At 34.1% G+C, this 25,064-nt stretch carries 17 protein-coding genes; 8 read left to right on the forward strand and 9 right to left on the reverse strand.

What is annotated here, in order from left to right; all coding sequences use genetic code 11:
* Positions 1 to 12: 12 nt before the first annotated feature.
* Genes IHE43_RS21145 through IHE43_RS21155 form a run of 3 tightly spaced genes read right to left on the reverse strand, consistent with a single transcriptional unit; the run spans position 13 to position 2,136 of the window.
* Entirely contained in the window at positions 13 to 903 is an 891-nt protein-coding gene (locus IHE43_RS21145; RefSeq protein ID WP_192185727.1) for a glucosaminidase domain-containing protein, read from the reverse strand.
* The gene (locus IHE43_RS21150; RefSeq protein ID WP_225585244.1) at positions 896 to 1,792 is read right to left on the reverse strand and encodes a 1-aminocyclopropane-1-carboxylate deaminase/D-cysteine desulfhydrase; all 897 of its coding nucleotides are present in this window, start codon (positions 1,790 to 1,792) and stop codon (positions 896 to 898) included. The genes IHE43_RS21145 and IHE43_RS21150 overlap by 8 nt, the downstream gene beginning before the upstream one ends.
* A gap of 8 nt (positions 1,793 to 1,800) precedes the next feature.
* Positions 1,801 to 2,136, reverse strand: a complete 336-nt coding sequence (locus IHE43_RS21155; RefSeq protein ID WP_192185728.1) for a hypothetical protein — start codon at positions 2,134 to 2,136, stop codon at positions 1,801 to 1,803.
* Between the two features lie 113 nt (positions 2,137 to 2,249).
* Between IHE43_RS21155 and IHE43_RS21160 the strand changes: the two genes are divergently transcribed.
* From IHE43_RS21160 to ilvA, 4 genes are all read left to right on the forward strand, one after another.
* Positions 2,250 to 2,432, forward strand: a complete 183-nt coding sequence (locus IHE43_RS21160; protein WP_192185729.1) for a DUF5522 domain-containing protein — start codon at positions 2,250 to 2,252, stop codon at positions 2,430 to 2,432.
* A gap of 439 nt (positions 2,433 to 2,871) precedes the next feature.
* Entirely contained in the window at positions 2,872 to 4,848 is a 1,977-nt protein-coding gene (locus IHE43_RS21165) for a urocanate hydratase (RefSeq protein WP_192185730.1), read from the forward strand.
* A gap of 45 nt (positions 4,849 to 4,893) precedes the next feature.
* On the forward strand, positions 4,894 to 5,430 hold the full coding sequence (locus IHE43_RS21170) for a DUF4136 domain-containing protein (protein WP_192185731.1): 537 nt from the start codon (positions 4,894 to 4,896) through the stop codon (positions 5,428 to 5,430).
* A 370-nt stretch (positions 5,431 to 5,800) separates the two neighbouring features.
* On the forward strand, positions 5,801 to 7,045 hold the full coding sequence (ilvA, locus tag IHE43_RS21175) for a threonine ammonia-lyase IlvA (protein WP_192185732.1): 1,245 nt from the start codon (positions 5,801 to 5,803) through the stop codon (positions 7,043 to 7,045).
* A gap of 81 nt (positions 7,046 to 7,126) precedes the next feature.
* On the opposite strand, the gene IHE43_RS21180 is transcribed toward ilvA, so the two are convergent.
* Complete coding sequence (locus IHE43_RS21180) at positions 7,127 to 9,277, reverse strand: RICIN domain-containing protein (protein WP_192185733.1); 2,151 nt, start codon at positions 9,275 to 9,277, stop codon at positions 7,127 to 7,129.
* 394 nt (positions 9,278 to 9,671) lie between these two features.
* Here IHE43_RS21180 and IHE43_RS21185 point away from each other — a divergent pair, with 394 nt between their 5' ends.
* The 3 genes from IHE43_RS21185 (at position 9,672) to IHE43_RS21195 (ending at position 12,463) form a co-directional block, all read left to right on the forward strand.
* On the forward strand, positions 9,672 to 10,058 hold the full coding sequence (locus IHE43_RS21185) for a group III truncated hemoglobin (protein WP_192185734.1): 387 nt from the start codon (positions 9,672 to 9,674) through the stop codon (positions 10,056 to 10,058).
* A gap of 61 nt (positions 10,059 to 10,119) precedes the next feature.
* Positions 10,120 to 10,560, forward strand: a complete 441-nt coding sequence (locus IHE43_RS21190; protein ID WP_192185735.1) for a hypothetical protein — start codon at positions 10,120 to 10,122, stop codon at positions 10,558 to 10,560.
* Between the two features lie 145 nt (positions 10,561 to 10,705).
* Positions 10,706 to 12,463, forward strand: a complete 1,758-nt coding sequence (locus IHE43_RS21195; RefSeq protein WP_192185736.1) for an aromatic amino acid hydroxylase — start codon at positions 10,706 to 10,708, stop codon at positions 12,461 to 12,463.
* 226 nt (positions 12,464 to 12,689) lie between these two features.
* Here IHE43_RS21195 and IHE43_RS21200 read toward each other — a convergent pair whose 3' ends face one another.
* From IHE43_RS21200 to IHE43_RS21220, 5 genes are all read right to left on the reverse strand, one after another.
* On the reverse strand, positions 12,690 to 13,319 hold the full coding sequence (locus IHE43_RS21200) for a DUF4230 domain-containing protein (RefSeq protein ID WP_192185737.1): 630 nt from the start codon (positions 13,317 to 13,319) through the stop codon (positions 12,690 to 12,692).
* A 199-nt stretch (positions 13,320 to 13,518) separates the two neighbouring features.
* A complete protein-coding gene (locus IHE43_RS21205) occupies positions 13,519 to 15,837 on the reverse strand; it encodes a BamA/TamA family outer membrane protein (protein WP_192185738.1) in 2,319 nt (772 codons plus the stop codon).
* On the reverse strand, positions 15,821 to 20,905 hold the full coding sequence (locus IHE43_RS21210) for a translocation/assembly module TamB (RefSeq protein WP_192185739.1): 5,085 nt from the start codon (positions 20,903 to 20,905) through the stop codon (positions 15,821 to 15,823). Before IHE43_RS21210 ends, IHE43_RS21205 begins: the two co-directional genes overlap by 17 nt.
* 195 nt (positions 20,906 to 21,100) lie before the next feature.
* Positions 21,101 to 22,060: a GSCFA domain-containing protein gene (locus IHE43_RS21215; RefSeq protein ID WP_192185740.1), complete on the reverse strand. Its 960-nt coding sequence runs from the start codon at positions 22,058 to 22,060 to the stop codon at positions 21,101 to 21,103.
* A gap of 147 nt (positions 22,061 to 22,207) precedes the next feature.
* Positions 22,208 to 22,960, reverse strand: coding sequence for a hypothetical protein (locus tag IHE43_RS21220; RefSeq protein ID WP_192185741.1), 753 nt, complete (start codon positions 22,958 to 22,960; stop codon positions 22,208 to 22,210).
* Positions 22,961 to 23,239: 279 nt separating this feature from the next.
* Between IHE43_RS21220 and IHE43_RS21225 the strand changes: the two genes are divergently transcribed.
* Positions 23,240 to 24,985, forward strand: a complete 1,746-nt coding sequence (locus IHE43_RS21225; protein ID WP_192185742.1) for an ABC transporter ATP-binding protein — start codon at positions 23,240 to 23,242, stop codon at positions 24,983 to 24,985.
* Positions 24,986 to 25,064 lie beyond the last annotated feature (79 nt).

Raw genomic sequence — 25,064 nt, forward strand, 5'->3', positions numbered from 1 at the left:
AACAATTAATAATTATTTCACTTTCAACTTCTGTCCGATCGAAAGTGCATTATCTGAAAGATCATTTTTCTGTTTTATCTCATCAACCAATATGTTGAATTTTTTGGCTATCGAATATAACGTATCCCCTTTTTGAACTTCGTATAAATTTGGGCCGTTTGAATTTGAACCTGAATTTGAATTAGAATTTCTAGTTGAAACTGCAACAGATTTCTCAAAAGGTTTATAATCTTTCCCAGTAATCTGGCAATCATATTGATGCAGATTATAACGCTCAATATAACTGATTAATTTATCCGGATAATTCGGATCTGTCGCGTAACCACAAGCTCTTAATCCTTTTGCCCAAGCTTTATAGTCGTCTTTTTCATAAGTGAATAAAGAGGCGTATCTGTTTTTTCCAACTAAAAACAAAGCATGATCACGATAAGAATCTGCTGCTTCTGTATATTTTCTAAAACACTCCTGCGCCGAATCATCGTCATGGCGAACACTTTGTCCCAGCCAGTCTTTATGGCATTTTATCCCGAAGTGATTATTGGCTTCAACAGCCAAATCGCCTTTTCCTGCACCAGATTCCAATATTCCCTGTGCCAAAATAATACTGGCAGGAATACCGTATTTCTGCATATTTCCCATCGCAATATCTTTGTATTGCAAAACATAATCATTGATTGAACTGCTGGTAACGGTAGTTTTTGAAGTCGACTGAATAACTTCTGTCGTATTATTTGTAGAAGGGTAATTTTTGCCAATTGGCTTAACAGGAGTTTGCTTTTTAGCTGCCACCGTCCGGGGCCTCTGAACTGCTGCTTGTTTTTTGGTCGTCGCTACAACCGGTTTGCTGGAGGAACAGCTTGCCAGAACTGCAACTATAAAGAACAATAGGATCTTTTTAATCATTGTTTTTGAGTATTGGTAATTTTTTCTGCTTCAATTTGATATTCATTCCTTCAATTCCCTGTAATCCGCCGGTGTGAATGAGTAAAATTTTTGAATTTGCAGGAAAATAATTTTTGCCGATTAAATCTATAACGCCAAAAACCATCTTTCCAGTATAAATTGGATCTAAGGGCACTTTGTTTGCTTCCAAAAAAGCATTGATAAACTCTATTAATTCTAAATTTACCTTGCCATAACCTCCAAAATGATAGTCAGAAATTAAATTCCAGTTATCTTTTTTTGCAAAAATACGAATTTCATCGTTTAGAAAGTCACCTTTTAGCGCTGGAAACCCTAAAATTTTCTGATTTGGCAATGCACTATTAATCAAACCAGAAATCGTGCCACCGGTTCCAACCGCGCAACACACATAATTAAAAACAGCATCTTCTTCTGTTAAAATCTCTTCACAGCCTTTTACAGCAAGTTCATTTGTTCCGCCTTCGGGTACTAAATAAAAGTCTCCAAACTTCTTTTTTAGAAAAGTTAAAAAAGAAGTTTCGTTTTTATTTCGATACTCTTCTCTCGAAACAAATTCAAATAGCATTCCGTTTTCCTGAGCGAATTTCAAGGTTGGATTTTCTTCTATCTTATCAAAAAGTTCATCACCCCGAATAATTCCAATCGTTTTAAAACCCTGTTCTTTTCCTGCATACGCAACAGCCGCAATATGATTGGAAAAAGCACCTCCAAAAGTCAGTATCGTTTCTTTATTTTCGGCTTTAGCCTGAAGTAAATTGTATTTTAGCTTTCTGAATTTATTCCCGGAAACAAACAGATGAATCAAGTCTTCGCGTTTAATTGCCAAAGAAATATTGTTCGGAAAATTGATATGAATTTCTTGGTTCAAAATCGGTTTTATTTTAATGTGATATATTTTAGAAAATGAAAAAAAGATCGGTTTTTGAGATAATTGCGATCCGCTTCATTTGTATACGCTTCTCTTTCAAAACTAATATTTCTATATGCTAAGTCTTTGTTTTTATATTGAATCAATCGGATTAAATATTCAAAAAAATACCAGATAAAAAAAGGAAGAATCAGCATTTCTAACTGTTGCTTTAAATGTATTTTTTCATGATTTACAAAAGTTTCATTCGTTTTATCAAAACCGTACTTTACAACAACAAACGGAAATACTGCCATTCCGCGATATCCTTTTGGAATTAAATATTTAGCAACAATCAGAAACATTGGCTGTAAAATTTATAAATTTGTAGACATAAAATTGTTTGATTTCATTAAAATCACAATCAATTATTTATTTTTGATTTTTTAAAGAACTCAAACACGACCGAAGCAGATTTATGAAAGAGCAAAGTAATGAAAATAAATTAATCGAAGGTGAAGATTTTTACTATACGCCCGAAGGTTATAAATGCTTTACTGAAAAACACCATTTAAAACGTGGTTATTGCTGTAAAAGCGGTTGCCGTCATTGTCCGTATGGGTTTGATAAAAATACTGGTCGAATCAGGAAGACTAATTAGAAAATGTGTCAATTTGATAATTCCAAAATCTAAAATCTTAAGTCTAAAATCTAAAATTATACATGGATATTCTCTTGCGAAAATTTAGGATTACGATCCACAAATCCTATCACAGGTCGGATATTCGTTATCCCTAGCTTTTTAATTAGATAATTTGTCAATTTAGATAATTAGATAATTATTTCGGGTCGAATTTTCATTGATAATACATTTCGCTCCTATGGAGCTTTCATACGAATGTATTCTATTTTCTATAAACATGACGCCTTTCCAAGGCTACAAAAACTCCGTAGGAGTGCAATATTTATAGCAATACAATGATCATTCAGAATCTAGCTCCATCAGAGCGACATAATTTAAACACATAATAATTTTAGATGTTGAATTTTACGTTTTACAAAAATCTAAAATCAACAATCTAAAATCTAAAATAAAAGAAATGACTTTCAAAGAACAAATACAACAAGGAATCCCTTCTATATTACCTCCAAAGGCAGCGTACGATTTAGCGATTAATCATGCGCCAAAACGAAAAGAAATTCTTTCGGCTAAAGAAAAAAAACTGGCATTAAAAAATGCTTTGCGTTATTTTGAACCGCAACATCACGCCGAATTAATTCTTGAATTTTCAGAAGAATTAGAAAAATACGGTCGTATTTATATGTATCGTTTGCGTCCTGATTATAGGATGTACGCGCGACCAATTGATGAATATCCCGGAAAATCTTTGCAGGCAAAAGCGATTATGCACATGATTCAGAACAATCTGGATTATGCCGTGGCGCAACATCCGCATGAATTGATTACATACGGTGGCAACGGAGCCGTGTTCCAGAACTGGGCACAATATTTATTGACGATGCAATATTTGTCTGAAATGACAGATGAGCAAACTTTAACGATGTATTCCGGGCATCCGATGGGATTATTTCCTTCGCATTCAGAAGCGCCAAGAGTTGTGGTTACGAACGGAATGGTAATTCCGAATTATTCTAAACCGGACGACTGGGAAAAAATGAATGCTTTGGGCGTTTCACAATACGGACAAATGACCGCAGGTAGTTATATGTACATTGGTCCACAAGGAATTGTACACGGAACTACGATTACGGTTTTGAATGGTTTCAGAAAAATAAAATTAAATCCAGAAGGTAATTTATTTGTAACGTCTGGATTGGGCGGAATGTCGGGTGCTCAGCCTAAGGCAGGAAATATTGCAGGTTGTATTACGGTCTGCGCCGAAGTAAATCCAAAAATCACTAAAATTCGCCACGAACAGGGATGGATTAATGAAGTTGTTACTTCGACAGAAGAATTAGTTGCCAGAGTAAATTCGGCGAAAGCCAATAAAGAAGTGGTTTCGATCGCTTATTTAGGAAATGTAGTTGATGTTTGGGAATGTTTTGATAAAGAAAACATCAAAATTGATTTGGGATCTGATCAAACTTCATTACATAATCCTTGGGCCGGGGGTTATTATCCAGTCGGAATTTCTTTCGAAGAAGCCAATGAAATGATGGCCAATAATCCTGAATTATTCAAAGAAAAAGTACAGGAATCGTTACGCAGACAAGCGAAAGCAATTAACAAACATACCGCTAAGGGAACATACTTTTTTGATTATGGAAATGCCTTTTTATTAGAAGCTTCCCGCGCTGGTGCGGATGTTATGGCCGAAAATAATATTGATTTCAAATATCCAAGTTACGTTCAGGATATTATGGGACCAATGTGTTTTGATTACGGATTTGGTCCTTTTAGATGGGTTTGTACTTCTGGAAAAGCGGAAGATTTACAAAAAACAGATACTATCGCAAGTCAGATTTTAGAAGAAATGGCCAAAACAGCTCCAGATGAAATTCAGCAACAAATGCAGGATAACATTAAATGGATCAAAGGCGCACAGGAAAACAAATTGGTTGTAGGTTCTCAAGCCAGAATTTTATACGCTGATGCTGAAGGACGTATTAAAATTGCCGAAGCTTTTAATCAGGCGATTGCAAAAGGCGAGATTGGAACTGTGGTTTTAGGACGCGATCATCATGACGTTTCCGGAACGGATTCTCCTTACAGAGAAACTTCAAATATTTATGACGGATCTCGTTTTACGGCTGATATGGCGATTCAAAACGTGATTGGAGACAGCTTTAGAGGAGCAACCTGGGTATCCATTCATAATGGTGGTGGCGTTGGCTGGGGAGAGGTTATAAACGGTGGCTTTGGTATGGTTCTTGATGGTTCTAAAGAAGCTTCAAAACGTTTAGCATCAATGCTTTTTTGGGATGTTAACAACGGAATTTCAAGAAGAAGCTGGGCCCGAAATGACGAAGCCATTTTTGCCATAAAAAGAGCAATGGAAGTTCAGCCTTTACTAAAAGTAACTTTGCCTAATATAGTTGACGAAACTCTATTTTAGTTTAAAGTTATTTATCAGAATTGAGAACAATAAATTTTTATAAATATGAAAACATTCAAATTAGTACCCGTTTTTTTGCTTTTGTTATTAGCCTCTTGCAGCACGGTTAGTGTTTATTCTGATTACGATAAAAACGTAGATTTTGCCCCTTATAAAACATATGCTTTTTTTAAGCCCGGAATTGATAAGGTCGAAATTTCTGATTTGGATAAAAGGAGAATTCTACACGCCATAGATACTGAATTACAAGCCAAAGGTTTTACTAAAAGCGAAAATCCTGATTTATTAGTAAATATTTTTACTAAATCGAGAGAACAAGTAAGCGTAAACCAATTTAGCGCCGGATGGGGCTACGGTTGGGGTTGGGGATGGAATCCTTACATGATGTACGGAGGACAAACAACCGTTTCATCCTCTACAGAAGGAACTTTATTTATTGACCTGATTGATGCCAAAAAGAAAGAAATGATCTGGCAAGGTGAAGGTGTTTCAACCTTAACGAAAAACGTCGATAAAAAAGATGCGAAAGTGGCTGAGATCGTAAACAAAGTTTTAGCGCAATATCCGCCTGTGAAAAAATAGTTTTCAGTGACAGTTTTCAGTTTTTCAGAAAAAACTAAAAACAGTTATTGAATTCTTCTCAAAAATAATTAATACATTTGTTTTTCAAAGAACAAGAGATGACAAACTTAAATAACATTATTATCGCGATTAACATTATTGTAATTGAACAATAATGCGAGGTGTTATATAAATTAAGTAATCAAAATACAATTTATTAAACCTCCCAAACCGGGAGGTTTTTTATTTATAAATAATTAAAAAGTTGCCACGAATTTCACGAATGTTCACAAATTTTTCCCCGTCTTTGAGGAAATAAATTAGAGAAAATTTGTGCAATTGCTTCGCCTGTTCAATATCGCTCGGGTCGTGGCTAAAAAAACAAAACATCATGAATCTATTTAACGAAGTACTTGCTGCAAAAAAACAGCTCGAAAATGTAGTTGCCGCTACTCCGCTTACACAGAATTTAAATCTTTCAGACGAATTTAAATCGACTATTCTATTAAAAAGAGAAGATTTACAAATTGTCCGGTCGTATAAAATCAGAGGGGCTTACAACAAAATTTCTTCGTTAAATGAAACTGAAAAAGCCGTCGGAATTGTATGTGCGAGCGCTGGGAATCATGCGCAAGGAGTTGCTTATTCCTGTCATCTTCTGCAAATAAAGGGCAAGATTTATATGCCAAAAACGACTCCAAAACAAAAAGTAAAACAGGTGCAATTGTTCGGAAAATCGTTTGTAGAAATTATTCTGACCGGAGATACTTTTGATGATGCTTATGCTTCAGCAATGGCAGATGCCATCAAAAATCATAAAATATTTATTCATCCTTTTGACGATGAAAAAGTGATTGCGGGACAAGGAACTGTTGGATTAGAAATACTTGAAGGTTACAAAGAACCTATTGATTATGTTTTTGTTCCGATTGGCGGGGGCGGGCTGGCTTCCGGTTTATCTGAAGTTTTTAAACATTTGAGTCCGAATACAAAAATCATCGGCGTTGAGCCAAAAGGCGCTCCTTCCATGAAAACTTCGATTGCTGCAAACAAAAATACAGCCTTAAAGACCATTGATAAATTTGTTGACGGTGCAGCTGTAAAACAAGTTGGCGATATGACTTTTGAAATTTGCAAAGATAATTTAGAAGATATAATTCTAGTTCCCGAAGGAAAAGTCTGCACTACCATTTTACGTTTGTATAATGAAGAAGCAATGGTTGTCGAACCTGCCGGAGCTTTGACTATTGCTGCTTTGGATTTTTATAAGGATAAAATTAAAGGTAAAACCGTTGTTTGTGTGGTCAGCGGAAGCAATAATGATATCGAACGAACTGCCGAAATAAAAGAACGCTCTTTACTGTATGAAGGTTTGATGCACTATTTTATGATTCAATTTCCGCAGCGTCCCGGAGCTTTAAAAGAATTTGTAAATAATATTTTAGGCCCCGATGATGATATCACTTATTTTCAATTTCACAAAAAAAACAATCGCGAAGTAGGCTCTGTAGTGGTTGGTTTGGAATTGAAAAATAAAAAAGACATTATGAATATCAAATTGAATATGACTAAAAATGGTTTTGAATTTCAATATCTTAATGACAATCAGGATTTATTTACGCAATTAATTGGATAAACAATAAAAAGGCTGTCTAAAAATCTTAGACAGCCTTTTCAAATCAAATATAAAATTACTAATTGAATCCTAAATTTGTAATTATTGCTTCAACACTTTTTTAGAATAAGATCCTTTATTGTCATTTACTCTTACAACATAAACGCCTTTTGGTAATCTTGAAATTTCAATTTCAGATTGACTTCCTTTTACAAAACTCACCGTTTTCTTTAAAACACTTTGTCCTGCGATTGAGAAAAGCTCTACTTCTCCATTTCCTTCATGATTAGTATCGATTTTTAAATAATCGTTAGTTGAATTAATGAAAATTGCCATATCATTCGGGCTTTCATTTTCTGTTATCGTCAAAGCTTTTTTGGCTGTAGATTCAACCTGCACCAATTGCCATTGCTGATTCAAACCTCCTGTATAACTCCACACCTGAATATTTGCACCATTTGCAGTCGAAACATTTTCAACGTCTAATGATTTTCCACTATTTACGTTGATAATTTTATAATAACCTCCTCCAAGACTTGTAACAGTCCATTTAAATTCGTTAGAGGCTGAAAAAGTTTTTTGCTGTACTTTTAATCCGTCTGCGGTGCTGTTGCTTTCTGGGGCAAGATACATTCCTGTCGATTTTACAATGATGTAGTAATTACCACTTCCATCAGAAACAAACTTCCAGCGTTGGTTATTTCCTCCTCCATTTGTAATATCATATTGCTGAATGCGACTTCCGCTTGTAGTCGCGTTATCCGCTACATCCAAACCTTTATTACTGTTTCTGGAAATAATATTATAATATCCGGGAAGAGCTGTAACTGGTGGCGTTCCAGCACCCCAATTAAAAGTAACTGCCGATGAAGCCGGAACCGAATAATTAAATGCCGATGATCCTGAAACAACTTTGATTGTATTCGCTGATCCTCCGGAATTGTACACGACAAGTGCTATCGAGCCATCTGGGTTTTTAAATCCAGCAGAAAAAATAGTACCACTAGTACTTGAAGAAGAAATTCTTAAAGCTCCCGGTTTTACAAATTTCGAGATTTGGCCAATAATATAATAGGCTACGTTTTTAGTATAACTTGTACTATTGTTAACTGTAATTGCACCTAAGCAGGTATTACATCCGCCAGGAGTACGTGGTCCTAAACCTGAATTATTTGCTGCATTCCATTCCAGAACCGTTTTAGACCAGTTATTTGTACTGCCAATAACAACATTTTGCATGTGCCAGCCAAAATCTCCACTGAAACTTCCTCCGGATCCGGTATATTGTTCGGTAAAATAAACGTTTTTATTCGTTGCATTTCGTACTGTTGACATAGCCGAAATATTTCCTAAATACAAATGAAATGCTGCACCATCAACATAGCTGCTGTTATTCAAAACATCAATTGGATAAGCTGTATTATCACAATTATGGTCAAAAGCGATAATTTTAATTCCACCATATCCGGCTGCTGCCATTTGCGGACCAAGCTGGTTATTAATAAAGTTTTTTTGTTCTGTTGAATTCATCAACATACTTGGTTCGTTATTTGGGTTTTCCGGTTCGTTTTGAGGTGTAATTCCCCAAATAGAAATTCCTTGTGCCGCCATCGCATCAAAATACTTCACAAAATATTTAGCGTAAGCTGCGTAATATTGCGTTTGCAAACTTCCACCAACCCACGAATTATTAGTTTTCATCCAACGTGGAGCTGACCATGGAGTCGCTAGTATTTTAATATTGGGATTTATAAGCTTTATCTTTTTGATAATCGGAACTAAATACGTCAAATCCGGTCCGTTAAGGCTAAAATTATTCATATTTGTATCTCCCGAAGTTTCATTGTAACTATAAGAAGAACTGCTTAAATCTGAAGCTCCAATACTAATTCGAACGACACTTGCGTTCAAGCCTGTCGTAGGATTATACAAATCATTTAATAGTTGGTTTTGCTGCGTTGCAGCCATACCGCTGATTACTTCACAACTTCCTTCGGTTAATGTATAACCAAATCCATCCATAGTTTGGTAAGTCGTGCCTGCATTAACGGTAACAGTAGAAGGATTTGTTCCTGAATTGGCTGCAAAACTGACAGTCGATTGCTGCTGCAGTAATTTGGTTTGATCACCACTGGTTATCCATGGGGTTACAGTTTGTGCTTTTACCGTTGTAATAAACAGCAACATTATAAGGACTTGTGTCATTATAATTAAATTGGTCTTTTTTGTGTTTTTTTGGGTAGTTTTGTGCATAGTTTTCGGTTTTTTAAAAATTAAATTTTTCTTGTTTTTTAAGATTAATTTTATTAATACGGAACAATATTATGTTAAATTTTATTAATTTATTAAAATCAAAGCTTTACAAATACACATCAAACTAAAAAAACTACCTAACAAAAACTTATCTGGTAATTTTTCAATAAATTGATTTTCAATTAATTACAAAACAAAAAAAGCACAAAAATCCTACTTTTAAATTTTAACATTCCTAATTCTTTAAAAACCAACAAATTAACCATCGCATTCTCCTGAATACAGATCTCATTTGGTTATTTGCATAGTATAAATTATCCTTAAAATGACAAATATCATCATAGGCGATAAAGTTTAATCGTATTTTTGCAATTCACTTTTTTATATAGAAAACATGGCTACTCTTAAAGATATTTCAAATATAGAAGACATAAAATTAATGGTTGACACATTTTATGATAAGGTTAGAAAGGATGATCTTCTTGGTCCAATTTTTAATGATAAACTACAGGATCGTTGGCCTATGCATTTACAAAAAATGTATGGCTTTTGGCAAACTATTTTATTTGATGTTCGTGCTTATTCCGGAACTCCTTTTCCACCGCACAAACAATTACCGGTAGATAAAACTCATTTTGACCGTTGGGTTCAACTTTTTAATTCTTCAATCGATGGACTTTTTGCAGGAACAATTACGGAAGAAGCAAAAATGAGAGCCGAAAATATGGCTTATATGTTCAACCATAAAATTGATTATTTCAGGAATTTAGAGAATCAATAAAAATTAATTCAAATGACATTTCTAAATAACTAAATTTGAAAAAAAATAATTTTAATAAAATATGAAAAAAGCATTACTCTCTATTCTATTTTGTCTCTTTATCATTATTTCTTCCAATGCCCAAGCCTCAAAAAGCAATTTATACAAAGGCACAATTGATGGAAAAATAGCTGTTACTTTTTTTATTAAGACAGAAGAAAACCCTTGTACAGCCGATTTACTATATACATCCATGTATCGCTACGACAAATCAGGTGGCTGGATTCAATTGGACATTACTCAAAATACTAAAAATGAAAACCAATTTGTCTTAGTAGAGCATGGCTTTTCAGGAGTTATGATTTTGAAAAAGGACGAAACTTCTTTTAGCGGTTTATGGATCAGTCCTGACAGCAAAAAACAATTGAAAGTGGAGCTGAAAGAAGCTAAAATGACTAAAAAAGAAACAGAATCTTACGAAGCTAAAATGGAAAAAGTCAATTATGAAAATAACGATTGTTAATCTCGTTTTTCTTCTTAAAGCATAACAAAGCAATCTCACGAAAAATGCAATAAAAAACACTTTCGAACAAAAAAATTGTGATGAACAGCAAAAATTAGCGCCTTAAATTCGTAATTTTACATTCTTAATCTACAACGTTTTCGAAATGAATGCATCTATAGAAACAAACCCGTTATTAGAGCGCTTGCCTAAACATTTAAAGCAATTTATTAAACCTCAGGATTATAGCGATTATACGCCAATTAATCAGGCGGTTTGGCGTTATGTGATGCGCAAAAACGTAGATTATTTATCAAAAGTTGCCCATCACTCTTATTTGGATGGCTTGAAAAAAACCGGAATCGAAATCGATTCTATTCCGAGTATGTATGGAATGAATAGAATCCTGACTGAAATTGGCTGGGCTGCCGTTGCGGTAGATGGTTTTATTCCGCCAAATGCTTTTATGGAATTTCAGGCTTATAACGTTTTGGTTATTGCTTCAGACATCAGACAATTAGAACATCTTGAATATACACCAGCACCAGACATTATTCACGAAGGTGCCGGCCACGCTCCTATTATTGCGAATCCAGAATATGCTGAATATTTGAGACGCTTTGGAGAAATTGGCTGTAAGGCGATTTCATCTCACAAGGATTATCAGATGTATGAAGCAATTCGTTTGCTTTCGATTTTGAAAGAAGCCGAAGATACGCCTCAGGAAAAAATCGACGAAGCAGAAAAAGCCGTTGCCGATTTGCAAAACAATATGGGCGAATTATCCGAAATGGCTCAAATTCGTAACTTACATTGGTGGACAGTAGAATACGGTTTAATTGGAACTGTTGAAGATCCAAAAATTTATGGCGCCGGATTACTTTCTTCCATTGGAGAGAGTGCCTGGTGTATGACAGATAACGTAAAGAAAATCCCTTACGATATTTCGGCGGCAAATCAGAATTTTGATATTACACAGTTGCAGCCGCAACTGTATGTAACGCCTACTTTCTCTTATTTAAGTTTGATTTTAGAAGAGTTTGCGAATAAAATGGCATTGAGAACCGGAGGTCTTTCCGGAATTCAGAAACTGATTCATTCTAATGCTTTAGGAACTATTGAATTGAGTACCGGTTTACAAATTTCAGGCGTTTTTACCAATGTTTTGGAAGACGAAGGGAAACCAGTTTACATTCAAACCACAGGAAAAACAGCTTTATCATATCGTGAAAAAGAATTAGTAGGCCACGGAACTTTGACGCATCCACACGGATTTGGAAGTCCGATTGGAAAATTAAAAGGTTTCAATTTAGCGATTGAAGATATGAGTCCAAAGGATTTACAGGCTTATAGTATTGTTGAAAACGAAACCGTAAAATTAGAATTTGAAGGCAATATTATTGTTGAAGGAGAAATCATTACAGGTTCCAGAAACTTACACGGAGAAATCATTTTAATCAGTTTTAGAAATTGTACTGTTACTCATGGCGAAACAATTTTATTCCAGCTTGATTGGGGAAATTACGATATGGCAATTGGTAAAAAAGTAGTTTCTGCTTTTTCCGGCCCTGCCGATGTGAATAGCTTTGATTTGATCAATATTGTTCCGACTACTCAAACTATAAAAGCAAAACATACAGACGAACGCGATGATTTAGAAGTTCTTTATCAAACTGTTCGTTCCATAAGAGAAAATAAAGATTCTAAATCGGAACTCAAAGCTGTTTTTGAAAAACTGAAAAATAATCATCCGAACGACTGGTTGCTTTCTGTTGAAATCGCAGAACTTTTGAAAGATTCTGATGAAAAACAACTTTTACAAGAAGTATTGGTTTATTTGGATCAATTGAAAGAAAAACGTCCTGAAATAGCGCATTTAATTTCCGGCGGATTGGATTTGATTTTCGATAAGGAAGCAGTATAACGATTTGCCACGAAGACACGAAGACACGAAGACACAAAGTTTTTTTTAAAAGCAGTAATTAAGCGTACTGTTTTGTCATTTCGAGGAACGAGAAATCCCCGCAAGTAACTCCGCAAAGAGGATCCAAATCTTTGTCGAGCTTCTCGCGGGGATTTCTCGTTCCTCGAAATGACAAAATTGGGTAAAACCTTTGGGCCTTTGTTGCTATGCACCTTTGAACCTCTCTTTACAATTTTAAATCCTCATTAAATTCTTTTTCAGACTCTATTGTTTTGCCGTTGTATTGCAGTTTCCAGCCCATTGAATTCGTCAAAATCAAAATCTTAGATAATTCACTTATCAATCGGTTTTGAGCGTTTGTTTTCAGGGATGAGTTTTCAATTTTCTTCGCCAGATTTGCTTTAACCGATTTGTTGATTTTATTGTAATCATCTCCCGTAAACGGATTCAACTGACTTTGCTCAACATCATAAAACTTAATATCCGGGTTGATTGTTATTTCTTCTTTCGGGATATTTAAAATCGTAATGGTTTTGTTTTTTTCGTCGATGTCGTATTTCATTTTATGCAAATCGTAGGCAACCGTAACATTTGCATTGACGACAACTAATGCTTTCTTCTCAAAAGAAACCATATCCAGAAAATATTTTTGCTGATTTTTATACGTGATCACTTCTGAAAAATGTCCTTCGGTGACAACCAGTTTACCCACATTCAGAATTTGCTGTTGAATTAAATTGGTATTGTATTCAATATCCTTATCATCATCTTTTTTAAATTGGCAGAATTTGAAAGCCAAAATTATTAAGAAAACGACTGAACCTAAAACTAAAATTCTTTTGAGTGTATTTTGCATTACTTTATTTTATTAGACCAATTTACTTCTTTTTTTCAAAAGGTTTATTAAAAGTTTGCCACTAATTACACGAATTTTCACGAATTGGAATGCAGTTAAACTGAACTCTACATTTGTAAATTGATCCAGTAACCACAAAGTATGAATTGGTGAAAATTCGAGCAATTCGTGGCTAAAAAATATTCGTGGCGATTGCTTTTTAAAATGGATATCCAATAGCAATATTAAGAATCAGATTTTCTTTTCTCCATGGGCCGCTTCCAAAATCTATGTCTTTGATTACCCATCTTTCGCCATCAGGTAAATAGGGTTTTCTTAACGGAAACGCCAAATCGGTTCTTAAAATAAAGAAAGAGACATCAAAACGTAAACCCACTCCGGCACCCACTGCAATTTCTTTCATGAAATCTTTGGATATCTCTGCTCCGGATTTATTCGGATCAGCATTCATAAGCCAAATATTTCCGGCATCGATAAATGCAGCACCTTTTATGATACTAAAAAGTTTTGCCCTGTATTCCGTACTAAATTCTAGTTTCAAATCTCCCGACTGATCTGGCAAATAATTGTTTTCTGTCTCTGTATTAAGATAACTTCCCGGTCCAATTGATCGCGCTCTAAAAGCTCGAATACTGTTAGTTCCTCCAACCACAAATTGTTTTGATGTTGGCAAGGCACCTGAATTCCCATACGGAATTCCAACACCTAATATAAGTCTACTCGCTAATTGACTTTCCTTTCCGAGTTTTAAATAATGTCTGAAGTCGCCTCGAAATTTTGCATATTGACTAAAAGGAACGTCAAATATTTTGATCGTATCATTCTTTTTAACATTTGCTCCGGTCACTAAACCTGTAACATTTCCAGCCAGATCTGCTTCTCCGATAAAATAGAAAGTATTTTTTTTACGTTTTTGCATCGTATTAGTGTAGGTATAAGTGTACGTTGGACCAAAAATCAATTGTTTCTCGATTACTTTTCCCAACGATTCATCTTCTTTAATATCATCCAAATATTCCTGCGTTACATTATTTGGACTTACATAAGTAATATCCATTATATTGAGTTGATGCTCTTTTCGAACATTTTCTTTCCACATATAACCATAAGAGGCTTTGAACGAATTTAAGGAATACAATTGTGTCCTGTTTTGATATTCATATCTCACTGTTGCTTTGGTTCTTGGTACATATTCACTCGAGCCTTCCACATGAAAAAACGGAACAATAAATCTCGGCCAGGTTAAACTGGTCTCTGTTCCTACTTTGTAAATGTTCTTGCCATTATTGGTTCCGGAAAGCTGAAAATCGGCTCCGCCAAAAACAGAAACGGTAAGCAATTCGGCTCCTTTAAACAAATTTCTGTTATTCCAATTGACATTCAATTCTGTACCGGTATAACTTGCCGAATTGGTTTTTCCTAAAACCTCAACACGAATAAATTTCTTCGGAAGAAGCGTTAAGTAATAATACGAATCTAAAGTCTTCGGCAAACTGTCTGAAGGTTTGAATTCATTTTTTACAAAACTGAAAGTTCCCAGATTCACAAAACGATTCAACGTTAAATTGTGGTTTTTTCGGTTGTACAAATCTCCTTTTTTAAAGTAAATTGTCCTGTCAAAAACCCGTGGATTAAAAGTATTTGCTGTATCAATAATCGTAAAATCTTTGTACTGAACAACATCTTCCGGTTTATATTTCAGACTGTCTTTTGAAATCGCAAAATTTGGATATACAATAATCTTATTGATCTTATACGCTGTAAGTGCTTTTGGCGGTGCATCGGCTTTTATTACCAATTTTATTTTTACTTCATGATCGCCTTTACTGCTGTCGACCTGCGCTAAAATATAATCAGGATTAAAATAAAAATAGCCGCGTTCTTTCAGCCTTGCATCTATACGTTCCCTTTCTGCTTTAATAACATCCAAATCATACGGTTTTCCTACTTTCAACAAGCTTCTTCGACTTGATCTTCCAATTATTCTTGACATTGCCAGGGAATCATCAGGAAAAGTCACACTTTTAATGATATACTGTTTTTTCGGTGTAACGGTATATTCCGCTGTAGCTCTTTTATTTTTAGCTGTGGAATCGTCGCTTACACGTGCTTTAAAGTAACCTCGGTTTTCAGTAAAATTTCGCAAAACGGATGCATTATAATCCAAATCAACTTTACTAAAAAGTACTGGCGGTTCACCCACTTTAGTTCGCAACCAATACCGAATTCCTTTTTCTTTTTTAGGTTCTCCTGCGATGTTATATATCCATAATTTAGGACGTAATCCCAAAAACTGTTTGTTAGGTTTAGGACGTAACAAATCTTCCAGTTCTTTCTCCAGTTCTTTTCTTTCCTTCTTTTTAATAACAGAATCTTTTATCGTGACAGAACCTCCTGTGTACAGTAATTCGCCTTCTGGCAGGTATTTTGTATTACTGCATCCAAAAACAAAAAATAAGGACAGCGCAATAAAATACCTGATATATTCCGTTCTCCTATTGCTATGTTTTTTGCTCATCTCCTTCTAATTGATTTTCGTCTTTTTCTTTATTCTCTTTATCTTTAAGTTTTTTCTTTTCCTTGCGAAGTTTCTCTTCTTTAATCATTTCTTTTTCTGCCAAACTTCTATGGAAAAGCTCTCTAAATTTATTGTAACTCATCGTAATAATAAAAGCAACTCCAGTTTCAATAACCTGACCTTCTACCGCAACCTGATATTCATTTTTTCGATAAGCGCGAAGCATATAACGACCGTCTTTGGTTAATTGATAATCAAGAGCAACGTCACCGGCAATATTGGTACTTTCTTCGTTAGCTCTTTCCTGGCCTTCAACGGCGAAACTACTTCCAACAGTAACTTTCAAACGATCATCTAAAAGCTTTTTTGAAACCCCAACATTTAAGTCGGTTCTGTTTTCTCTGGTTCCAGTTGTATAATCATCTGTAGATTCGAGATCAAATTCTAATTGAACTCCAGAGATCAATTCTCCAGCCAAATCATTTAATTGTTGAGAAAGAATTTTACTCACACTTTGTCTGGCCAATGATTCGGCACTCGTTCCACCGCTCTCACTTGCAAACGGATTTTCGCCAATAAATCTGTTCAACAATAGAAGGGCAAAAACCTGTTTGTTTAATTCGGCTGGCTCCTGGCGCAATTGCTCCAGTTTTTGCTGTGTGGTTTCTACGATCGCAGACGACACATCATAATTTCCATCTGGCAAAACGATATCAAAAGTAATTTCAGGCTTCATTAACTCGCCATTCATTTTCAATAAAGTCTGAAACGGAATTTTTTGTTTATAGGTATTCTTTTGAGAGTCATTCACTAACTGATTTCCAAGTAAATCGATAGGCGCCGCTTCAACTTTATAAATGGCTGTAATATTCACATTTGCCATTGTTGGCTCGCCATTCCAGATAATATAACTTCCTTTTTGAATGTTGAATTTTCTACGGATCATATTGAAATTCATTTCATACGCACCATCTGAAAATTCATATTTACCTGTTAAAGTTGTTTTTCCTGACGGATCAATTCCTCCTGTCAATTCCGCTTCTCCTTTTAAATTTAAATAATCTCCGTTTCCTTTGTCAATTACTAAGGTAAGATCGGCTTCTTTATCTATTGAAATTGCTACATTCACATCCATACCAAGTAACTCTGACTGATCCAGTTTTTCTTTCATCGCAGCCGTTTGTTTAAGATACAAATTATCTTCGTCTACAAACTCGACTATTCCTTCTCTGTCGGCAATTGAAGGATCTGATTGCGGCAAAACAACAGAGAATTTCGTATCATCCTTGATTTTGATAGTACCGCCAACGACAGGATTTTCAAGCGTTCCTTTGATATTCAGTTTAGTATCTAAAATTAAATCACCATAAAATAAATCGTTGTCTTTTTCCTTAGAATGTATCGCTCTAAAATCGTCTGCGACAACGGTCAGACCGAAATCAAAATTGGTATAATCTGCTGACTTAATAGTTCCGTTTATCGTTAGCTTATTATCATTTTCATCATTAAGGGTAAAGCTATCAAAAGTAATTACATCATTTTGAAGCGTAATTTTTTCATTGGCCGTTTTAAAATACGAATCAAATTTGGTCACTCTAAAGCCGGCTTCATTAAAATTCAATTCTCCATTCACTTTTGGTGCGCTGGTATTTCCTGTAATTTTAAAATCTCCTGATAAGTAACCCGTTCCTTCTTTAATATTATCCATACTAAACCCCTGGATACTTTTGATATTCAGTTTATTCAAATCAAGATTGAAATCCAGATTTCCATCAGCAATACTATAAGTTCCTGTCAGATTTACGTCGTTATCTTCTCCAGTCAGTATGACGTTGGCATTTAATAAATTATTGGTTCTATTATCTACTTTAACCGCAATATCGCCAACTGGTTCACCTTTAAAAGCAAAATCATCAATTTTTATGTCGGATGTAAAAGTTGGCTTTGTCATTACATTTTCGGCGACAGCATTTCCATTGATCAAACCCTGCATCAACAATTTATCTTTTTTGACGATATTCATAATCGTCTCGATTTTGAAGTTTACAAAATCGACTTGTAATGGTGCATTATCCTGATTACCTTGCGATTGAATTTTCAGTTCATTTCCTGAATTCTCTAAAAAGAATTTATTAACGTAAAGTCTTTTTCCTCCAAATTCAACTGCATTTTCAGGATCGATATTCCATTTATCGTAATTGAGGACAAAATTTTCTGCGTTGATTTTAAAGATATTTTTAGAATCTTCGGCTTTGAAATTTCCTGCAATAAAATACTGTTGTTTTTCTTTTGCATCTTTTACTTCAAGCGCATAATCCAAAATATTATTTTCGATTTTTCCTGACAAACTCGTGAGCGGAATTTTCAAAGAACCGCTTTCAATCGTTGCTACAGAAATTTGATATTCTAAGGCATTTTCTTTGGCTTCGATGTTTATTTTTCCGTCGGCGATTGTATTATCGGCATAGACAATTCTCGGAATCGTTCCTTTAATTTCTAAAGAATCAGTTACGTTATTGTATTTTCCTTCAATTTTAAGAGGTTCTAAACCGGTTAATTTTGGAACCAGTTTAAAAAGAACAGGATCGTTATCAACCGTCAATGTAAAAGCCAAACGTTGTTCGTCAGATTCTCCATTTACTTTCGGATTTTTTAAATCAATGTATTTTGCCAATGATTTTTTTATGGCCGATGCTAAAGTTGTCAATTTGTATTTTCCGTCAACTTCCGCTTTTAAAAACTGAGATGATATTTTAATGTTATTTCTACTTTCATCTGAAAAAGCAATAACTCTTATTGAGTCTAAAACAATTGGTTCTTTGTTCTGTAAAACCTGAATGTTCGAAAGAAACACTTTTCCGTTTAAAAAATCAGGATTGCTATTGGCGATATCTGCATCGATATTTCCACGCAATTTCATTGGTCCCGCGTGAAGATGCAGTTTTTCTAAATCGGCTATATCCAGGTTTAATTTTAACTGAACAGCAGGATATTTATCTTTTGTATTTCCGCTAGCCGTCAAATCAAAATTCAAATTAGGATCTTTCATTCCAGATTTTACTGCGAAGGAACCGTTTTCGATGTTTCCTTTTAAAGCTAAATCTCTGTAGGTATATTTATTGAAAACCGCTTTCTGAACCAAACCGTCAAAATCTGCCTGAGCCGTTTTTGGATCTAAACCTTTGCCTTTTACTTTCGCTTTAAGCGTAATTTTTCCGATCGAATCGTTTTTGATTAATCGGCCTAAATCAAAATCTAATAAATAAACAGTTGCATCGTATTTTTCTCTTCTTTTAACGCGCTGATCAAATAACGCATCGATTTTTGCATTTCCGAAACTACTGTTTAAAGCCAAATTTGTTTTGAAATTCTGCACCGAACCTTTAAATTTTCCCTGCAAACTCAATTGAGAAGGTAATTGAATGTTTTTTGGAATTGTTTCTGCCGGTACGAACGAATAAATGTCTTTTGAAGTGCTGGAAAGTTTTTTAATATCTAAATCATAATACGCTTTTTGAGCATCTGGTAACCCTTTGATCTTCCCCGAAAGGGAAATTTTTGTCGTTCCTAATCCGCTCATTTCAAACTGCGGAATTGTTAAATCTTTAACCTTTCCGCTCAAGCGAGTATTCAAATACAAAATCGCATTTGGATTGCTTTTAAACGGGTTTGTTTTCTGTAGATCCGGTGCAAAAAGCAAAATGTCTTTAAATCCGATTTTAGACTGATTTAAATTCGCATCCAGACTCAGATTGGCAATATCCTTTTTTAAGGCATTAAGCAAAGGATATGTGACTTTAATTTTATTCTGAAGAAGAGTTTGCGGTGTTCTTAAATACAAATTATTTAAAGATGCATTTTTGGGACCGTAAAAGAAATTAGTTTTTAAAGACTGGATCTGGAGACCGCTTTTTTCGTTTACGGTAAGCGACTTTATATTTCCTGAAATCGTGTCGTTTCCGTAATATATTTTCTCAGCATTAAAATTAAATTTATCCAAATCTAAATGACTGTAATCAATTCCTTTTTGGGTAGGTTTTGATTTCATATCATCAAATTTAAAAGCAATATTGTCTAAATTGACATCCTCTAATTTTACTTTCCATCCGGCTTGCTTAATTGCTGTGGAATCTAAATCCGGAGTTTGAATTTGTTTGTCTTTAGTCCCAAAACGTAAATTTCCCTTTAGATTTTTCACTTCGAAAGTGCCAAAATACAAAAGTTGTTTATTCAAATCTATTTTATTAACCGCTAAATTCAAATTGCCCAGTTTTATTCCTGAATCGAGTTTTGAATCTTTATTATCATAAGCAATATCAATTTTTGACAAACTAATTTTGCCTAATTTCAATTTGAAATCTTTTCTTTTTGAAATGGTGTCAACGGTTTTTACCGAGACTTCCGCAATTTTCTCCACAACATCCTGATCTAAAACTAATTTCAATCCGTTTAAAGCAATATTCGGAATATCGAAATCCATTTTATCTAAATCGAATTTATTGAACTTCGTATCAAAATGCGTTAATTGAACGCGGACATCATTCTTAGCAAAGTCATCTTTAAAGTTGAATTTGATATTATCAAGATTAACTTTTACAACCGAAATTTTGAAAGGTTTGCTGTCCGGGTCTTCAACTTTTGGCTCTTTTGATTCAAAAGCTTTTATAATATAATCAAAATTGAAAACACCTTCTTTATTTCTGGAAATATTGGCTGTTGTATTTTCTAAAGAAACCGAATTGATTTCGAGTTCACTGCTTACCAATTTAAATAAATCGACATCTACAACTAAACGTTTCCCTGCCAATAAAGTATCTTTCTTTTGATCTTCAAAATAGAAACCTTCCAAGACTACATCTTTTGGAAATTTAATCGAAATATAATCTAATGAAACCTTGGTTTTGATCTTATCGTGCAGATAGGTAATCGCTTTGTCCTTAACGAAATTCTGAACCGATGGAACCTGGATTAAAATAATTACAAGAAGTAAAAGTGCAATTATAGAACCCACGCACCAAAGCAGTATACGTAGTGTTTTTTTTAGAAAATGAATTGTTTTGGTATTCATACGTCAATAAAACACGTTAGATTAAAATTGCGTTATTATAAGGCTGTACTTATACAGCTTACAAAATTGAAAAATTTAAACCTTAACAATTTACATAATTATGCTCAAATATTCTAGAATTTTACGGAAAAATAATTATTTTCCTACTTTTTTAAATTTGCAGCGAAGGCGCTAAAGCACGAAGAAATTTGTTTTTTAAAATTTGATGTTAGGCCATCTTTCGCCTAAAGAATTTATTTTTTGCTGAAGTTTAGCAAGGAATTTTTGATGTTGTTCTGATTCTGGATTGAAGCTTCTGTGGCGTAGGCTTTTTTGAATTTCATCTACTTCCTGCATTAGAGAAATACTTTCCTCAGCTATATAATTTTCACTGAATTTATGCCAGATAAAATCAATTGCAACCTGATTTGGGTGCAACATATCTTCGGCATAAAAACGATAATCGCGAAGTTCATCCATCATTATTTCGTAGGAAGGAAAATAATTGTGAATTGTAAATTGTGAATTGTAAATTTTTAAAACTTGATGAACTGCCGCAAATAAATGCGATTTACTCAATTGATTTTCTGCGAAGCCATCTTTGATGTGGCGTACTGGCGAAATGGTAAAAATGAAGTTTATACCTGGATTTAAAGCCTGAATTAAATCGATTGTGTTTTGAATACTTTTCTGGATCACATCAACCGGCAATAATTCTTTTGAGAATTGTTTTTGAGGGACTTTATGACAATTGGCAACAATTTCATCGCTTTCCAGATTTCTGTAAATCCATGATGTTCCATAAGTGATAATAATATGCGTTGCTTCTTTTAATTGCTTATGGGTTTCTGAAATAGCTTTATTTAAAGTTTCTAGTAATTCTTGTCTGTCTGAATTGCTTAGATCCGAATGTACGTCAAAAGAATGCCAGCGTTCGTTGTGAAAAAAAACGTCTTTTTCTGTAAACCATTTTTCCTGAACCACTCTCTCAATTACTTTCTCAATCGAAACCGGATTAAAAATAATTCCGAATGGATTTGTTTCATTCTGAAATTTAAAATAATCAAATTTATCTGCCATGTTTTCTGCAAAGCAAGAACCAAAAGAAAGTACTTTCGAATTATAATCGATCGGATTTTTGGATTTTGATAGTGGAATTTGGGTTCTGAATTGCATGGCTTTGAATTGAAACACGAATTTCACCAATTTTCACCAATAAAAAAACCAAATACAGAAGTATTTGGTTTTGGTGTTTTTCGGTAGAAACAAAAAACCAGAAACATTTATGCTGCCGACTTTAAGTAAAAAACTGAAATTTATCTATTAGTAAAAATATTCTGAAGTATGAGTTTCTCCATCTTCACGATCAACACTTGTCTGTGGATAACCAGCAGCGTTATAAGAGTAAGTGTGAGTATCACCTAATTTACCGTTAACTGTATCAGAAATTTCATTATGAAACACGCCATTTCCTTCACCATCAACAATCGCAATTTTATCCATTCCTAAAATATTTTTTGCAGGATTGTTTTGAGTATCATACGCATATTTATGGTTAGGTGAATTTGTACTGACAATCTCGCTAACATCTCCATTAACCAATGTTATAGTAGACGTACCTGACGATGCACTTTGACTTGTGCTATTTCCAGTATATGATTTTACAGAAATTGTTCCATTCGCATTATAAGTATAAACTTCTTTATATCCTACTTTAACAGTCGTTCCATTTACAGTCTCATTTTCAACTCTTAAAAAAGTCGATAATTTACCATCAGCACTATAGGTAAATGTATTTACCTGTTCTACTGTTCCATTTGGAAGTTTAAAGTCGATTTGAGTAATTTGATCACCTGTATACGTATAAAAAAGATTTACTTCGCCAGAATCATCAATTGCACTTACAATCTTATTTCCGTCGTATTTATAATTGATTGTAAGTTTTCCTTCAGAATGTGTTAAAACTTGTTTTTTAAGTAATACAAGATCAGAAGAATTAGAAGGTGAATCATCACTAGAACAAGAAGACATTAGTACGATTGACAACGCACTAAAAAGGCATAAAAATTTTTTCATTTTGATATTAGGTTAAATTTGTAATTACCGCAAACGTAGTACAACCCAAAATCAAAACCTTACGGGATTCCACAACCAAAACATATAATAATTTAAATACTTCTCAATACATTAAAGGAGAATAACATAGGTAAGTTAAGTATTTTAAAAAAATCAAACTTAAACAGAAAATGCCGGAGGTTCACCTTTTAAAAAAATTACATTTATAATAACAAAAACCACCGTTACGGAGTCAAACTATTCACTACTTTTGCATCTTCCATAAATTAAAATTCACTTATGAAATTATTATATTCTTATATAATCAAACACAAAATGCTTTTATTTTTTGCTTTGATTATGGCCTCTATAAACATCTGTTTCAGTTTATCTGACTCTATCATTACCGGTAAATTAATGCAGGATTGCGGTGTTGGATTGCATAAATATGCAGGAAATCCAACTGGTTTTATTAAATCATTATCCTTCTGGCTCGGGCTTTCGCTTGGTGCTGCAATGGTTTCGAGAATTACTAAAAACTTTCAGGATTATTTTACCAATGTCGTTATTCAGCGAACCGGAGCGCAAATGTATACTGACGGAATTAAAAAATCGCTTGATTTACCTTACGCCGAATTTGAAGACCAACGTAGCGGTGAAACTTTGAGTAAACTAACCAAAGTACGTTCTGATTCAGAGAAATTAATTACGCTTTCTATCTCTTTAATTTTTCAAACTGTAATCGGATTCATATTCGTTATTCTGTACGTTGCCCGAATCGATTATCGTATTTCGCTTATCTTTTTAGTTACTGCTCCAATTATTGCTTTAGTAAGTTCGTATTTAGGGAAAAAGATTAAAATTGTTTCTAAAAAAATCGTAAATCAAACCAATGCTTTGGCGGGTTCAACAACTGAAAGTTTAAGAAACATTGAGCTTGTAAAAAGTCTTGGATTAACGTATCAGGAAGAAAAACGTTTAAATCTAAATACGTTTAAAATTCTGCATTTGGAATTGGAGAAAATTCGTTTTATTAGAAGTTTAAGTTTTATTCAGGGAACAACGGTTCACTTTTTAAGAACCTGTGTGGTTTTTACTCTGTATTATTTCTTATTTGGAAATAAAATTATTGTGGGTGATTTATTGACTATGGTATTTTTTACTTTTTTCATTTTTGGGCCTTTACAGGAATTAGGGAATTTTATTATTGCTTTGAATGAAACCAAAGTTTCTATGGAAAACTTCAAAACTTTATTGAGTGCTCCGAAGGAATTCCGCCCAAAAAACCCAAAACATGTTGGAGCAATTCAATCTTTGTTATTTTCGAATGTAAGTTTCAAACATAAAACAGCCAAATTTAAAGCGGTTGAAAACATTAATTTTGAAATCAAACAAGGAGAAACCATCGCTTTTGTTGGACCATCTGGCTCCGGAAAAACGACTTTAGTGAAATTATTGGTAGGATTATATACGCCGGCTGAAGGGCAGGTTTTGTATAACGAAATTGATTCAACCGAAATTGATTTATTAGATTTAAGAAAACAATTAGGTTTTGTAACACAGGACGCTCAATTATTCTCCGGAACAATCCGTGAAAATTTATTGTTTGTAAAACCAAATGCAACCGATGACGATTTATACGATGCCTTAAAAAGAGCAAGCTGTGAAAAATTATTAAGACGAGCCGAAGACGGTTTAAACACCACTATCGGTGAAGGTGGAATCAAGGTTTCCGGAGGTGAAAAGCAACGTTTATCAATCGCCAGAGCTATTTTAAGAAACCCGAATTTATTGATTTTTGATGAAGCTACTTCGGCTTTAGATTCTATTACAGAAGAAGAAATTAATGCAACGATTAGAAATATATCAGACAAAAACAGAATTACAGTTTTAATTGCGCATCGTTTATCTACGGTAATGCATGCTGATAAAATATTTGTATTGGAACAAGGAAAAATCATCGAGCAAGGAAAACATGAGGATTTAATTCTGGAAAAAGGTTTGTATTACGCTATGTGGCGCCAGCAAATTGGGGAGCGTAAGTAGTTTTTTTTAAATCTCGCAAAGACGCAGAGTCGCAAAGTTTTTTTTTAAGCTTTGCGACTTTTCTTTTTTCTATAATTTA

The sequence above is a fragment of the Flavobacterium sp. MDT1-60 genome, assembly GCF_014844035.1.
Lineage (GTDB): Bacteria > Bacteroidota > Bacteroidia > Flavobacteriales > Flavobacteriaceae > Flavobacterium.